This window comes from Spirosoma terrae, assembly GCF_010435915.1.
Lineage (GTDB): Bacteria > Bacteroidota > Bacteroidia > Cytophagales > Spirosomataceae > Spirosoma > Spirosoma terrae.
On sequence record NZ_JAAFZH010000006.1, the window covers coordinates 193916 to 208457 of the forward strand.

The 14542-nt window shown below is 46.7% G+C and carries 11 protein-coding genes; 4 read left to right on the forward strand and 7 right to left on the reverse strand.

From position 1 onward, the window contains the following. Window positions 1–7: 7 nt before the first annotated feature. From GK108_RS15610 to GK108_RS15620, 3 genes are all read right to left on the reverse strand, one after another. A complete protein-coding gene (locus GK108_RS15610) occupies window positions 8–3427 on the reverse strand; it encodes a TonB-dependent receptor (protein ID WP_163950143.1) in 3420 nt (1139 codons plus the stop codon). A gap of 197 nt (window positions 3428–3624) precedes the next feature. After that, entirely contained in the window at window positions 3625–4641 is a 1017-nt protein-coding gene (locus GK108_RS15615; RefSeq protein WP_163950145.1) for a FecR family protein, read from the reverse strand. Between the two features lie 106 nt (window positions 4642–4747). Continuing rightward, window positions 4748–5323, reverse strand: coding sequence for an RNA polymerase sigma-70 factor (locus tag GK108_RS15620; RefSeq protein ID WP_163950147.1), 576 nt, complete (start codon window positions 5321–5323; stop codon window positions 4748–4750). A 233-nt stretch (window positions 5324–5556) separates the two neighbouring features. Here GK108_RS15620 and GK108_RS15625 point away from each other — a divergent pair, with 233 nt between their 5' ends. Then, on the forward strand, window positions 5557–6957 hold the full coding sequence (locus GK108_RS15625) for a PQQ-dependent sugar dehydrogenase (protein WP_163950149.1): 1401 nt from the start codon (window positions 5557–5559) through the stop codon (window positions 6955–6957). 56 nt (window positions 6958–7013) lie between these two features. On the opposite strand, the gene GK108_RS15630 is transcribed toward GK108_RS15625, so the two are convergent. Together GK108_RS15630 and GK108_RS15635 are read right to left on the reverse strand one after the other, a co-directional pair. Continuing rightward, window positions 7014–7595: a Uma2 family endonuclease gene (locus GK108_RS15630; RefSeq protein WP_163950152.1), complete on the reverse strand. Its 582-nt coding sequence runs from the start codon at window positions 7593–7595 to the stop codon at window positions 7014–7016. A 165-nt stretch (window positions 7596–7760) separates the two neighbouring features. Continuing rightward, on the reverse strand, window positions 7761–8549 hold the full coding sequence (locus GK108_RS15635; protein ID WP_163950155.1) for a ThuA domain-containing protein: 789 nt from the start codon (window positions 8547–8549) through the stop codon (window positions 7761–7763). Window positions 8550–8716: 167 nt separating this feature from the next. Between GK108_RS15635 and GK108_RS15640 the strand changes: the two genes are divergently transcribed. Next, a complete protein-coding gene (locus tag GK108_RS15640; RefSeq protein ID WP_163950602.1) occupies window positions 8717–9910 on the forward strand; it encodes a class I SAM-dependent rRNA methyltransferase in 1194 nt (397 codons plus the stop codon). A 195-nt stretch (window positions 9911–10105) separates the two neighbouring features. Further along, window positions 10106–11833, forward strand: a complete 1728-nt coding sequence (locus GK108_RS15645) for a pyruvate dehydrogenase complex dihydrolipoamide acetyltransferase (protein WP_163950158.1) — start codon at window positions 10106–10108, stop codon at window positions 11831–11833. A 163-nt stretch (window positions 11834–11996) separates the two neighbouring features. Here GK108_RS15645 and GK108_RS15650 read toward each other — a convergent pair whose 3' ends face one another. Beyond that, a complete protein-coding gene (locus GK108_RS15650) occupies window positions 11997–12404 on the reverse strand; it encodes a LytR/AlgR family response regulator transcription factor (RefSeq protein WP_163950162.1) in 408 nt (135 codons plus the stop codon). A 254-nt stretch (window positions 12405–12658) separates the two neighbouring features. Continuing rightward, on the reverse strand, window positions 12659–13090 hold the full coding sequence (locus GK108_RS15655; RefSeq protein ID WP_163950165.1) for a LytR/AlgR family response regulator transcription factor: 432 nt from the start codon (window positions 13088–13090) through the stop codon (window positions 12659–12661). Window positions 13091–13453: 363 nt separating this feature from the next. Between GK108_RS15655 and pheS the strand changes: the two genes are divergently transcribed. After that, window positions 13454–14494: a phenylalanine--tRNA ligase subunit alpha gene (gene pheS, locus GK108_RS15660; RefSeq protein ID WP_163950169.1), complete on the forward strand. Its 1041-nt coding sequence runs from the start codon at window positions 13454–13456 to the stop codon at window positions 14492–14494. Window positions 14495–14542 lie beyond the last annotated feature (48 nt).

A 14542-nucleotide genomic window follows, 5' to 3' on the forward strand; every position in this document is an offset into this window, starting at 1 on the left:
ATCGTTTTTAGAAACCAAGATTTACTCCGAAGCTGATGGTACGGGGAACGGGATAAGACCCCTCATCGACGCCCGGTGAACTCCCGCTACTTACATTCCGGGTATTTACCTCCGGATTGCCGGGGTATTTGGTAATGACCCAGGCATTCTGAATACTGCTATATACCCGTAAACTTCGGATGGTTTTTACTTTTAGTGGGACGGTATAGCCCAGCGTTATATTCTTGAAGGACAGAAAGCTACCATCTTTTATGTAGCGCGTACTCCAGCGGTCGCGTTCCAGATACGTAGTGCCCTGCAAAACACTACCGTATTTTCCATCACCGGGGTCGGTAGGCGATTTCCAGCGATTTTTCACTTCCTGGAGTACATTGAAAGGGCCATCGAGATTCGTCAGCCAGTTTTCGTAATGGGCCAGAATCTGATTGCCGTAGCTTCCGGTTATGGTTAGGCCGAGATCAAAACCCCGGTAGTTCAACTGATTCGTCAGGCCAAAAATAAACTTGGGCCAGGGCGTTCCAATAGTCGTGTAATCTTCGGGGAACGTAACTTTCCCATCGCCGTTCAGATCCCTGAATTTAATGGTTCCCACCTGTGAGTCTGTGTATTTTGGCGAGTTATCAAAATCCTGCTGATTCCGGTAAACGCCGTCCCAAACGGCTCCATAAAACAACCCAACGGGCGACCCAACCTGCGATACATGACTATAGAATCCATAGTTAACCATACCCTGATAAATGGCATTGGTGGTTGCCGTTGATAGCTTATCGACCCGATTCCGATCGAAGGAAAGGTTCAACGTACTATTCCAGGTTAAACGGCTGTTGCGAATATTGACTGTATTCAGTCCGATTTCGTGCCCCCAGAAAGTCAGTTCGCCAATGTTGGTCTGAATACTGCTGAAGCCCGACGACTGCGGAACGGATACGTTATAGAGCAGATCGCTGGATTGTGTACGGTAATAGTTATACGTCAACTGAATTCGGTCGTTCAGGAAATACAGGTCAGTCCCCAGATTAAACTGTTTTTTACGTTCCCAACCCAGCGCATCATCGCCGAGATTGTTGGCTGCTCTTCCCTGAAAAAGTGAATTACCAAAGGCGTAATAGACTGGCCCAACAGTTGACCGAAACGTATAGTTACCAATCTCGAAGTTACCTGTAATTCCGTAGCTGGCTCGAACTTTGAAAAATGAAACAGGCGCGATCTGCCAGAATCGTTCCTTGGAAATAATCCAGCCGACCGAGGCCGACGGAAAGTTTCCCCAGCGATTATTCGGCCCAAACCGCGATGAGCCATCGCGCCGAACGGAGGCCGTAAAGAGGTACTTATCCTTGTAGTTATAGTTAAGACGAGCGAGATACGACAACAGCGCCCATTCCTGCACGTTGTTGGTAACAACGGTCCGGCCAGCCGCGCTCACGGCCTGAATTTTATCGTCGGGATAATTACTGGCTGTTACCAACGTATTATCGCTTCGAAAGCGCTGGGCGGTAAAATCAACCAAGGCATCAAGGTTATGTCCGTTAAACTCTTTCTGGTAGCTCAGCGAATTCTCATTGACCCAGTTGTACATCCGGGTTGCATTGTCCGAACCACTCGGAATCCGGGGTGGTGGCGTAAACAACACACCAATTGTTGAGGGGTTGAACTGGAAAATCGTGTTGTTACTCAGCTGAATATTAGCCGTTGTTTTTGCCTTGAGCCCTTTTATAAGTTCGTATTCAACAAACGCATTAGACAAAAGCGCCTGCGTTCTGTTTCTGTAAACCTTATCCTGGGCTACCCGCAACCAGTTCGGGTTACCGAACGTAGCGGGGTCGGAGGCCGTCAGGGTCAGACTACCATCGGCATTGTAAGGACTGGCAAGCGGTGTGGTAGCCAGCGCTCCAGAGATAATATTTTCGGAACCATAAGGCCCCCCATCCGTAGCAAAGTTGGTATTCGACGAATAGTTAGGAGCCAGATTAAAGCCGATTTTGACCTTATCGCTGGGCGTGAATAACGTATTGACCCGTAGCGAAAGTCGTTGAAATCCAGTTCCCACCACAACACCATCTTCTTTGAAATAACCGCCCGTAACCGACGTAAGAACGTTTTTCGAACCAGAACTCAGACTAAGATTATAGCTTTGAACCGCTCCCGTCCGGGTCACTACGTCGTACCAATTGGTACCTTTTCCGGCATATTGCGCAGGGTTCTGAAAGGCTGGATTGACCGCCCGGCCATTCAGTTCAGCAATTTCTTTCTGAAACTGAGCATATTCCTCAGCATTCATCATTTTCAGCTTTCTGGATTCGGGAATCTGTTCAAAACCGTAGTACGCATTAAAATCGATCTGCGTTTTTCCGGCTTTGGCGGCTTTCGTCTGAATTAATACGACGCCGTTTCCCGCTCGTGATCCGTAAAGCGAGGCCGATGCTGCGTCTTTTAAGACACTAATGCTCTCAATTTCTGCCGGGTTAATCGTATTAATGTCTCCGGTAATTGGCATACCATCCACTACGTATAAGGGATTTGCTCCTGCCGTAATGGAAACCGAACCGCGTACTTTGATATTCATTCCTTCACCGGGTCGCCCACTAACCTGGTCGATCCGAACACCCACCAGTTTCCCCTGTAGCATCTGGGCAACCTGAGCAACCGGCGGATCTTTCAGTTCTTTGGCCGATACCATGGCAATGGCACCAGTTATATCCTCTTTTTGTTGGGTGCCATAACCCACAACGATTACTTCGCTAAGTGACTTATCGTCGGGGACCATCTGCACATCGATCGTTGTGCGATTCCCAACTGCAATTTCCTGATTCCGATAACCAACAAAGGAAAAAATTAACGTAGTACCCGACCCGGCGTTCCGTTCATCGGGAATACTAAGCCTGAAATTCCCTTCCGAATCGGTACTTGTGCCTCGTGTTGTATTTTTAACGACCACACTTACGCCCGGCAGCCCTTCTCCCGTTTCGCTTTTCACGGTACCCGTTATAGAACGATCCGTAAACTGCTGGAAATCGGTTTGAGTCTGTTGCGGCAATTCGTCCGGGAAACTGGTTGGTGTGTTCGGGCGAGTACTGAGCAGAATCTGCTTTTTCCCAACCACTTCATACGAAACGGTGGTATTCTTGAACAACTGATCAAGTACGGTGGCCAGCCGCTGGTTCGTTACGTTGATCGTTACGCGCCGATCGGCCTGAATCTGCTGAGGGCGGTAGGAAAACGTAACGTTAGCCAACTTTTCGAGCTTCGATAAAACCACTCGAATTTCCTTACTGTCAACGGATAAACTAATAGACTGTTCCAGCAATGCCTGCCCACTCGCCGTTCGGGCGTTGGCTACGTTCAGGAACAGGAACATCCATACGAGCTGTGTCAGGGTAATACGCATAATGATAGCGACGTATGCGTGACTGAGTCGAGGTAATTTCATACCTTTGATTGTTTTTGTTAGGGTTTAGACAAAGACAAACAAGCCCCTGTACATCTGACGAGGATGCAACGGAATACGAACCAAACGGGGCTTTATCGGATCGGTAGTGCTTGGACCCACTACCGATCTTCTTTTACTACTGAGTTAGTTTTGCGTCATGCGCTTCGGATTAAAGGTGATAAGAATACGTTTTATAATTAACAACCAGGCCCACTGATAACCACCTGTGCATCAATCACTTTATAGGTAGCTCCCAATAGCTTACAGACAATAGTCAGTTTATCGTACATAGTTTCCTGATCCAGTGACGTCGTGATGAAGCAATTCGCCATCACCTCCTCATCGTACACCACATCGATGCCATAAGCCTGTTCAATTGCCGACATGATCTGAGAAACCGGCGCATTTTGAAAGGTAAACGACATTCTATCCGGCTCTGGCGTCAGAATCACGGGCTTATCCACCAGGCTTTTGACCAACCGCTGTTCCTGATCCAGATATGTCACCTGCTGGTTCGGCGTTAGAACAACCCCGATAGTTTCAGGATCTGATTTTGATTTAGAGACTAACTTGGGCGAATAAACCGACACGCGTCCGGTACGTACAGCAACGGTAACATTACGATCGGTCGGATAGGCTTTGATCCGAAAACTGGTTCCGAGAACCTTCGTGATCAGGTCATGTGAATACACAAAAAAAGGCTTGTTCGGGTTTTTTCGTATATCAAAAAAAGCCTCGCCAATGAGCCTCACCTCACGCTTTCTTGCGGCAAATACAGCCGGATGTTGAATCGTACTTCCAGGCTGCAACGTAACAACACTTTGATCGCTGAGCACATATCGTTCGGGCACTGTCGATGTGTTGGTGTGTTCAATGGAACTCGCTTTTGCTTCAACAAACTGGTCATGCTGAGCAGGCCCTATCATATTGAGGTTCACGAAGTACCAACCAACGCCCAGTAATACGACAACAGCTGCGGCAGCTGCCCAGTATGTTCTCAACCAATGTTGTCTGACCGGCGTATGTTGGGTAGTTCGGGCAGATAACTTCTGCCAGTTTTGAGCAAGCAATCTTTTTTGTTCTTCCTCATTGGCGGGTAGTTTGACCTCAGAATCTAACGACAGATACCATTGATCGAGCAATGCCCGTTCTTCCTCCGTACAATCTCCTTTGAGGTATTTGTCCAGTAATTCCTGATACCTAGCGTCATCCATCCGGTTGAGTCGTTCGTTCAAAAAGCATAGACGAACGTAGTACCGAAATTCCCTAATACTATTTAGAGAATTTTTACGATTTTTTTAATCAGCTTGAATTAACGTATCAGGATAGGTAATAAAGTAGCCATACTGTAGCAAAATCCCGTAGATTCTTCCGAAGGAACGTAGTGGAACGAGACAGATGGTATTCAATCGTTTTTTCGGACAGATTCAGCCGCTGAGCGATCTCACGAATTGTGAGGTGTTCAAACCGATTGAGGATAAATATTTCGCGGGTTTTTTCCGGCAGTTGCGCTAACGTAGCCTGGATCGCTTCGGTCAGTTCATTAAATTGTACCGCTTCGGAGGTAGCCAATGTTTCGGCCGGAAAGAATAGACGTAGCTGATCGAGGTAATGTTCTTCTTTAATGTTCCGGCGGATGTAATCGATCATCAGGTTTTTGAGCGATACGCCCAGAAACGCCTGCAAATTAATTACTCGTAACGACTCCCGCTTTTGCCAGATCATGACGAACAGTTCCTGCGCAATTTCTTCCGCCACTTCCTTACGACGGAGTTTACGATGAGCTATTACGTACATTTTATACCAATACCGATCATACAGCTCCCGGAACGCCTGCTCATCGTCATCGCGGAGCAGCGCCAACAAATCATTGTCGGTCAGTTGGTTCAGGGCCATTATTCAGCTATTTATCAGCAAAGTTGTAATAAACCCCGAAATACTTCAAAAATTTTCTTTTTTATTCATTCGTATGTACATGAATATATCCCGAAACTATCAACGCCACATTGACAAACGTCCTTACCGGTTCACCTCAACCATTTTAAATAATGATCAGTAAGTTAACCTTGCTCCATACTCTTATTGATGGTCACAACCTGTATTTGTAGCTTTACTCCAAAACCAACACTATGATCAAGTTTACTATTAGTGCGGCTTTTATAACGGTGTTTATCCTGAGCAGTTTCCTGATCGAGAAAAATCCGGCCATAAAAACCGCCCGCGAAAACTACCAGACGTATTGTTCATCCTGCCACGGCGAAAAAGTAGAAGCGTTTGTCGACCGCAAATGGAAACACGGAACGGCCAAAACTGACCTGGTCAAGAGTATTTCCGAAGGCTATCCTGATCTGGGTATGCCTACCTGGAAAGCCTCACTAAACGCTACGGAAATCGATGAGCTGGCGGATCTTATCCTGGAGAGTCTGAAAAATGTTGATCAATACAAATTTGCCAATAAACCAACCTCGAACGTATTTACATCCGAAGCCCAAACCGTCAAACTTGATACCGTGGCAGCAGGCTTAGGCTCGCCCTGGGGGTTGGCTTTTCTGCCCAATGGCGATATGCTTGTCAGTACCCGTTCTGGCGATATTTATCGGATTGGCAAAAACCAGCAAAAGACCAAACTTTCGGGTGGTCCTACTGCTCTGGCAGAAGGTCAGGGCGGATTGCTGGACGTAGCACTTCACCCCAACTTCGCCAAAAACCAGCTTGTTTACTTCTCCTACTCGGCCGTTAAGACCGAAGGCGATCAAAAACTATCGACGACGGCCGTTATGCGTGCTAAGCTAACAGGCAACACGTTAACTGATCAGAAGGTCATTTTTGAAGCGTTACCTTACTCAAAAACCAAGCATCATTACGGTTCCAGAATGGTGTTTGACAACAAAGGCTATTTATTTGTCTCGGTGGGCGAACGGGGTAATGAAAAGGAAAATCCGCAGACAATAACCAACGATCTGGGGAAAGTGCATCGTATCTATGACGACGGCCGAATCCCCGAGGACAATCCATTCATCAAGGATAAAACGGCTCGTGGTACGATATACTCTTACGGACATCGGAATCCGCAGGGTATGATCAAGCATCCGACAACTGGCGAAATCTGGACCCATGAGCATGGACCACGCGGGGGCGACGAACTAAACATCATCAAAAAAGGCGCTAACTATGGCTGGCCAGTTATTTCGTATGGTATCAATTACGACGGTAAACCAATCACAAACCTGACGGCTAAAGAAGGCATGGAACAGCCGCTAAACTACTGGCTTCCTTCGATTGCGCCATCGGGCATTGCGTTTGTTGAAGGCACAAAATACCCTGGCTGGAAAGGCAACCTCATGATCGGTTCGCTACGTTTCCAATACTTAAATCGCTGTGTTATGAATGGCAATAAAGTTGTCAAACAGGAGAACTTGCTAAAGAATATTGGCCGCGTTCGGAACATCAAACAAGGTCCGGATGGCTATCTCTACGTATCAGTTGAAGAACCAGGATACATTTTCCGATTACAGCCAGTGACTATGTAGCCAACAAGGCCGCTAAACGGGATTGTTTAGCGGCCTTCAATATAGAATAGAGTAGACTAATCCTCCAAAACCTCCGACAAAACGGTTTCAAACCCCACCAGAACATCTTCACCCGATAGCGTCTCCGAAAACCCTTTACGAACAACAGATTGCTCTGGTTGATAGATATAAGTACATTTTTCTTCGGGTGACACTAACCAGGCCAGACGCACACCATTGCTGATCCACTTGTCCATTTTTTCTTTTACCACCTCAAGATTATCAGAATCACTCGCCAATTCAAGAACAAAATCCGGAGCCATGTGAGGAAAAGAATGCTTTTCTGCCTTACTCAGTGCGTCCCACCGATCACGACGAATCCAGGCTACATCTGGGGCTCTCATGGATTTGTCATTGAGGAAGAAGCCACCACTGGAATCGATCACTTTTCCTGCCTTTGTTTTTCGGTTCCACAGCCCGATTTCTGTATTTAGCTCACTATTGTTTATACTCGTTAAGAGATGGGTGGGAGACATATCAATATATAAAATTCCATTCTCGTCGCGTTCAATACGTAAATCAGGATTGGCCAGGCAAAATCGGACTAACTCCTCATCAGTAAAATAGTCAATCTGTGGGATATTCAAAGGCAATTGCATAACGAAGCACGTTTTCAGCTACTAACAAATCTACCGAATGATTGCCTACAAACAAAGCGCGAGCATACACTAATAGCTACAAAGAAAACCATGATACTAGGGTGTAGAAAAGAAGATCCAGTTAGCTAATCACCCCTTCCTATGTTGTGTATTAACCAACCTTCATTATTTCCCCGCTCCCCAGAAGATGGCGTTCCGAAAAATAGTGACGAACGCTTCGTTTTTGAACAGGTCGGGATGATGACCCATAAACACATAAACGTTACGTGCTTTGACGTGTGGATTTGACCAGACAACCGGGTGATCTCCTCCCATTTTTATCTCAGAATCGGGTGAGTAGGTCGATTCATCTACCGTGGCCAGCACATCGACATTTGGCCGAGGGCTTTTGTTATACGTATACCATTCTTCCTTCTGCACTTCAAACGTAACAGGCACACCATTCATACAGGGATGGCTCCTGGCTTCAACATGAACCGTTGCTTTAGCAAAGCTGGCAATGTAATTTTTGTATCGGATACCGCCCATAAATTCAGAAAACCAGGGCCACATGGCATAGCCATCAAACTCACCCAGCAACGTAGCGTGGTGAAAACCCACCCATCCTCCCCTTCCTTCTGTAATGTATTTCCGAAATGCAGCTTTGGCTGAATCACTCCACATGTAGGGAGGATAATTCAGTTGAATAAACAGTTGATAATTAGTCAGAAAAGCCTCCGTTATTGATTCCGCATTATCAATATAATCAACGGTAAAATTCTGTTCGTTAGCCAGCTGCTTTAACCAGCTCTTAGCCGCTTCCACAAAAGGTGCATGCACGCCACCCACTTCGGTCATGGCCACGACTTTGAAGCGGGGTTTTCTGGCTTGCGCAATCGCGCTCAGGCCAATAGGAACAAACAGCAACACGAATAGACAGCGAATCAGTATATGATACGTAGTGCGCTTTTTCATGGGAAAGAAAGCTATGATCCGGCCTGCAAAAAGCAACAAATTAGCCAGATTTTCAGGAAATCTTACCGGCTCGCCCTATCAGCCAAAAGACTCATGTCAAAGAAGTAAGCATGAACACGACCAATGACACAGAACACTGTCGTATCTTTGCGCACTTTATTACCGGAATGTCATTCACAAAAATATATCTGCAAGCCGGACGCGATGAAGCGGTCCGGCGTTTTCACCCCTGGGTATTTTCGCGGGCCATCAGTCGCTATGAAGGACATCCCGCTGATGGTGATGTGGTTGAACTATTTGATCGCAAAGGAAACTATCTGGCCAGTGGGCATTATCACGACGGGAGTATTGCCGTTCGTATCTTTTCATTCGGGGCAACGGCTGGCGGTCCCGTTACGCCCGACGTAACGTACTGGACGCAAAAACTGACGCACATACGTAGCATTCGACAAGCTATCGTAACCGGAGAAACCAATTGCTACCGGCTCATTCATGGCGAGGGCGATGGCTGTACGGGCCTGATTATCGATATTTATAATGGCGTAGCGATTCTGCAAGCCCACTCGATTGGGATGCATCGGGAACGGCATCTGATTACCGAAGCCCTGAAAAACGTCTACGGCGATGAATTGCAGGCCGTTTATGATAAAAGTGCCGAAACCCTGCCCGACGACTATGGAGCGACAGTCACCAATGGTTATCTCTACGGTCAAACCCCTGTTCCTCACCCCGTCCTGGAAAATGGCAATACGTTCCTGATCGACTGGATAACTGGTCAGAAAACTGGCTTCTTTCTGGATCAGCGCGACAATCGCCAACTGCTGGCCCAGTATTCAAAAGGGAAAAAGGTGCTTAATGCCTTTTGTTATTCGGGCGGATTCTCGGTTTATGCCCTCAAAGCAGGAGCCAGTCTGGTTCATTCGGTAGACGTATCGCAGAAGGCGATTGCCCTGACCGACCGGAACATTGCCACCAATTTTGGCGAGACAGACAAACACGAATCGTTTGCCAGCGACGTAATGCACTACCTCAAAGCCCACGACCATCAGTATGATGTGGTTGTGCTCGACCCGCCCGCCTACGCTAAAAGTCTGTCGGCGCGCCACCGGGCCGTTCAGGGATACAAGCGCTTAAATGCGGAAGGATTACGCCGGGTGGCTAAAGGTGGCATTTTGTTTACGTTTTCCTGCTCGCAAGTTGTTGACCGGGAATTGTTTTACAATACCATTGTGGCTGCTGCTATTGAAGCCGGACGGCAAGTTCGTGTGCTCCATCACCTGAGTCAGCCAGCCGATCACCCGGTTAGTTTGTTCCACCCGGAAGGCAGCTATCTGAAGGGATTGGTTCTCTGGGTTGAATAAACGAATCAACATCCAACGCTACGTTAGTAACAATCCAACGAAATGCGCTTATTCATTGTTAATGGAGAAGGCCGATTGATTATCTGACGTAGAAAACACAAATCAGCGATACAACATAGGGTGCTTTCCCTTAATTTTGGCCCGCAACGGCAGACCAGCCAGTCTTTTTACAACTCGATATATACCTAGCTACATATGGCTGAATTAATCCGAATGCCCAAGATGAGCGACACAATGACCGAAGGCGTCATTGCAGAGTGGCATAAGAAAGTGGGCGATAAAGTAAAATCCGGCGACGTGCTGGCTGAAGTCGAAACCGACAAAGCTACGATGGACCTCGAATCGTACGAAGAGGGCACGTTGCTATACATCGGTGTTGAGAAAGGTGCTTCGGTACCGGTAGATGGCGTTCTGGCTATTATTGGCGCAGAAGGCGAAGATTACAAAGCCTTGCTCAATGGATCGAGCGGAGGCAGTCAGGAAGCGGCTGCTCCTAAAGCAGAACCAGCTCCAGCTCCATCTGGTGCTCCAGCCGCTGAAAGCACGTCTACCCTGCCCGATCAGAAAGCTGTTTCGGCGGCTCCAGCAGAGAGCGTAAATGCATCGGTTATTCGTATGCCTAAAATGAGCGATACGATGACTGAAGGAACGATCGTTGCCTGGCATAAAAAAGAAGGAGATACGGTTAAATCCGGCGATATTCTGGCTGAAGTCGAAACCGACAAAGCCACGATGGACCTTGAAGCCTACGAAGAAGGTACCTTGTTATACATCGGGGTAAAAGAAGGCGCTTCAGTGGCCGTAGATGACATTATTGCTGTTGTTGGCGAAAAAGGAGCCAACTTCAAAGTATTACTCGAAGGCGGTGCTGCCCCGGCCGGTCCGGCGGCTACGGGCGAAGGTGGTTCGCAAACTGCTCAGCAAAATCCGCAGGCTAACGTACCCGCCAATGCCGATACCGATTTATCGTATGCCGGTGGTGCTGGCGACGAAACCGAATCGAACGGCCGCCTGAAAGCATCACCATTAGCCAAACGTATTGCCGAAGAAAAAGGGATCAATCTGGCCCAGGTTCGTGGTACAGGCCCCGAGGGACGTATCGTTAAGAGCGATGTAGAATCGTTTGTTCCTGGGAGCGCTCCGGCTGCAAAACCAGCTCCGGCCGCCCCAGCAGCAACTCCGGCCCCTGCTCCGGCAGCTTCTCAGCCAGCGGCATCTCAGCCACAGGCAGCACCCGCTAGTGGCGAATACGAAGACGTACCGGTTTCGCAGATGCGTAAAACCATTGCTCGTCGTTTAAGTGAAAGCCTGTTTACAGCTCCGCATTTCTACCTGACCATGGAAATTAACATGGACAAAGCAATGGAGCTACGTGGCACCGTAAATGGCGTTAGTTCGGTGAAGGTATCGTTCAACGATTTCGTTATCAAAGCAGCCGCTCTGGCCCTGAAACAACATCCGAACGTTAACTCTTCCTGGCTGGGCGATAAGATCAGGAAATATAAATACGTCAATATTGGTGTAGCCGTAGCTGTTGATGAAGGTCTGCTGGTACCTGTTGTACGTAACGCCGATCAGAAAACGCTTTCCACCATTTCGGGCGAAGTGAAAGAAATGGCGGGTAAAGCGAAAGATAAAAAACTCCAGCCGAAGGATTGGGAAGGCAGTACGTTCTCCATTTCGAACCTGGGTATGTTCGGTATCGACGAATTTACCGCGATCATCAACCCACCCGATTCATGCATTCTGGCCGTTGGTGCTATCAAGCCAACCGTTAAAGTGGAAAATGGCGAAGTTAAGCCAACGAACGTCATGAAAGTAACGCTGTCCTGCGATCACCGCGTTGTTGATGGCGCAACAGGCGCAGCCTTCCTGCAAACCGTTAAGCAATTGCTGGAAGACCCAATGCGCATGCTGGTTTAATAGACCACTTCATTACGAATATTAAAAAAGGGTGCGAGCGTGGCTCGTACCCTTTTTTAATAAAAAAACAGAACCGTTGCTGTCTACCAAAGGATTTGCGGCAACGGTTGTTCTTTCAATTAACCCACTAAATATATGCTTGATTATAGGCTGTTAGCCAGTACTAGTTCAGCAGTTTTTGCCAAAACAGCGTCAGCTGCTGAGAAATTTCTTTCATCCGACGGCGCGAAATAGCGACTTCACGACCATCAGCCAATTGTACCTGACGATCTTTGTTAAATACACTACGTTGAACGTAGGCCAGATTAACAATATATGATTTATGAATACGCAGAAACATCGAACCATCCAGAGTCTTTTCAAACTCTTTCAGCGTTTTCGATACTAAATAACGCTTCCGATCCCGTGTGTACAGGAACGTGTAGTTACCTTCTCCCTGTAGGCACAAAACATCATCTACAGAGATAAAAATAGTACGGTTTAGATAAGGTAGCGCAATACGCTGTGTTCCACGCTGATAAGAGGCTGGAAACTGAGGTAATATGGCAGAAGCGAAAAGTGGAGATTCCATATCGAAAAACGTTTTTGGTCTAGTGTTTTGATTCCTGATTGATGAAGCAAAACTACCGTCTTCGTATGGGTTCAAAAATTAATGGCTTGGTTCGCAGCACTCACAAAAAGGAGTTAACTAACTGCAAATCAAGCCACTAAACTGTAATACTATAAAATCTTCAGGTGAATTTACTCAAGCTATTACGTAAAACTACGTACTTGAGCAAATGAGAGGTTTACGGGCTACCTTAGCGGAAATAACCCGTAATCTATTTAGTTCAATGCCATTGGTTGGAACTCGCGAATACGATCCATGAACATTTGTGCCCGACGGCGTGAGATTTTCACTTGTTGGCCATCCATCAACTCCAGCTCGCCCTCTTTCTTGACAAAAAATTTCCGAACAAACCCAAGATTAACAATGCACGATTTGTGTACACGCACAAATGACTGCCCATCCAGCAAGGTTTCGTATTCTTTTAACGTACGAGACACCAGCATTTTAGTACCGTCTTTCAGGAAAAAGTTGGTATAGTTTCCGCAGCCTTCCAAACGAACGATTTCATCTACAGAAACTGTGCGTTTACGATCATAAAAAGGGATGAGTAATTTCTGAAGACACGCAGGATCGGCAACTTTTTCCACACTTTTGTGGAACGGCATAGACATTGGGTCGAAAATAGAGTCATTGGCGAATGTTTTCATAGCCGCTGTGAGTGAGGTTTGATGAATACTTTTGGAGTTGATATTCAGGAATTTACTATGTTAACCTTCAAGACTTAACCTTTTGGTTAACGTATATACTACTATTGTTGGGTCACAACAATCAGACCTACCTACTATATATGATGACATTTTAATGATATTATTTCTTAACGACCACATTATAAATAAATTAGACCGGTAAATCAATAAATAGAACTTACACAGCCTTCCACACAAATAGGGGCATAAATTCCACACTATGGGAAGTAAAAGCCCCAAAGTGTAGATAACGCACATCATATCTTAATGCTTCGTATGGTTTTGCGTACCTTTGTTGTTAAAAGCCAGATCAACGTGTAGCTTATGCTAGAGAACGTCAAAGCCATATACGAAGAAATTAATCAATATAATGTCGCATCGAAAGAAGAGTTAGAGCAGTTTCGGATGCGATTCATCAGTCGAAAAGGAGTTATTACGGAGCTATTTGACGGTTTAAAAACTGTACCCGCCGATGATCGGCGTGCGTTAGGTCAGGAACTGAATGGCCTGAAGAACTTTGCCCAGGAACGCTTCGATCTGTTCAGCCAGCAAGTTGAGGAACAGCAGACTTCAGCCAATAGCGCCCCTCCTGTTGATTTAACATTACCCACAATACCCAATCTAACAGGTACTCAGCATCCATTGAGCCTTGTTCGGCAACGTATCATTCAAATTTTTGAGCGGATCGGTTTCAACGTAGCAGATGGTCCCGAAATAGAATCAGACTGGTATAATTTCGGTGCATTAAACTTCCCCGATAATCATCCTGCCCGCGATATGCAGGACACCTTTTTCGTAGCCAAGGATAGTAGTAATCCGTCCAATGATATGCTACTACGAACGCATACGTCTAACGTGCAGATTCGCCTGATGGAACGCCAGAAGCCACCCATACGGTCAATTATGCCGGGTCGGGTCTATCGGAACGAAACTATTTCGGCGCGTGCTCACTGCATGTTTCACCAGGTAGAAGGCATCTATATTGACCGTAATGTTGGCTTCAAGGATCTAAAAGACACGCTCTATCATTTCGTCAAAGAAATGTTTGAACCTGGTACCCAGATCCGCTTCCGTCCCTCTTATTTTCCCTTCACAGAACCAAGTGCCGAAATTGATATTTCGTGCCAGATTTGTGGTGGCAAAGGTTGCAATATCTGCAAACACTCGGGCTGGGTTGAAATTGCCGGATCCGGCATGGTTGATCCGCAGGTAATCGCCAATTGTGGCATTGATCCAGAAGAATTCACCGGGTTTGCGTTTGGAATGGGGATTGAACGGATCACCCAGTTAAAATACGTAGTGAACGACCTCCGTCTGTATACCGAGAACGACGTTCGGTTCCTGCGCCAGTTTGAAGGACTTTAATCAATTTTTAAATGAGTGAATGATAGAATGAGTAAATAGCTGACGCGC

What these genes read in the sequence shown, in the direction of transcription:
- GK108_RS15610 (WP_163950143.1), bottom strand. Translation starts at nt 3,427, where the DNA reads ATGAAATTACCTCGACTCAGTCACGCATACGTCGCTATCATTATGCGT.
- GK108_RS15615 (WP_163950145.1), bottom strand. Translation starts at nt 4,641, where the DNA reads ATGGATGACGCTAGGTATCAGGAATTACTGGACAAATACCTCAAAGGA.
- GK108_RS15620 (WP_163950147.1), bottom strand. Translation starts at nt 5,323, where the DNA reads ATGGCCCTGAACCAACTGACCGACAATGATTTGTTGGCGCTGCTCCGC.
- GK108_RS15625 (WP_163950149.1), top strand. Translation starts at nt 5,557, where the DNA reads ATGATCAAGTTTACTATTAGTGCGGCTTTTATAACGGTGTTTATCCTG.
- GK108_RS15630 (WP_163950152.1), bottom strand. Translation starts at nt 7,595, where the DNA reads ATGCAATTGCCTTTGAATATCCCACAGATTGACTATTTTACTGATGAG.
- GK108_RS15635 (WP_163950155.1), bottom strand. Translation starts at nt 8,549, where the DNA reads ATGAAAAAGCGCACTACGTATCATATACTGATTCGCTGTCTATTCGTG.
- GK108_RS15640 (WP_163950602.1), top strand. Translation starts at nt 8,717, where the DNA reads ATGTCATTCACAAAAATATATCTGCAAGCCGGACGCGATGAAGCGGTC.
- GK108_RS15645 (WP_163950158.1), top strand. Translation starts at nt 10,106, where the DNA reads ATGGCTGAATTAATCCGAATGCCCAAGATGAGCGACACAATGACCGAA.
- GK108_RS15650 (WP_163950162.1), bottom strand. Translation starts at nt 12,404, where the DNA reads ATGGAATCTCCACTTTTCGCTTCTGCCATATTACCTCAGTTTCCAGCC.
- GK108_RS15655 (WP_163950165.1), bottom strand. Translation starts at nt 13,090, where the DNA reads ATGAAAACATTCGCCAATGACTCTATTTTCGACCCAATGTCTATGCCG.
- pheS (WP_163950169.1), top strand. Translation starts at nt 13,454, where the DNA reads ATGCTAGAGAACGTCAAAGCCATATACGAAGAAATTAATCAATATAAT.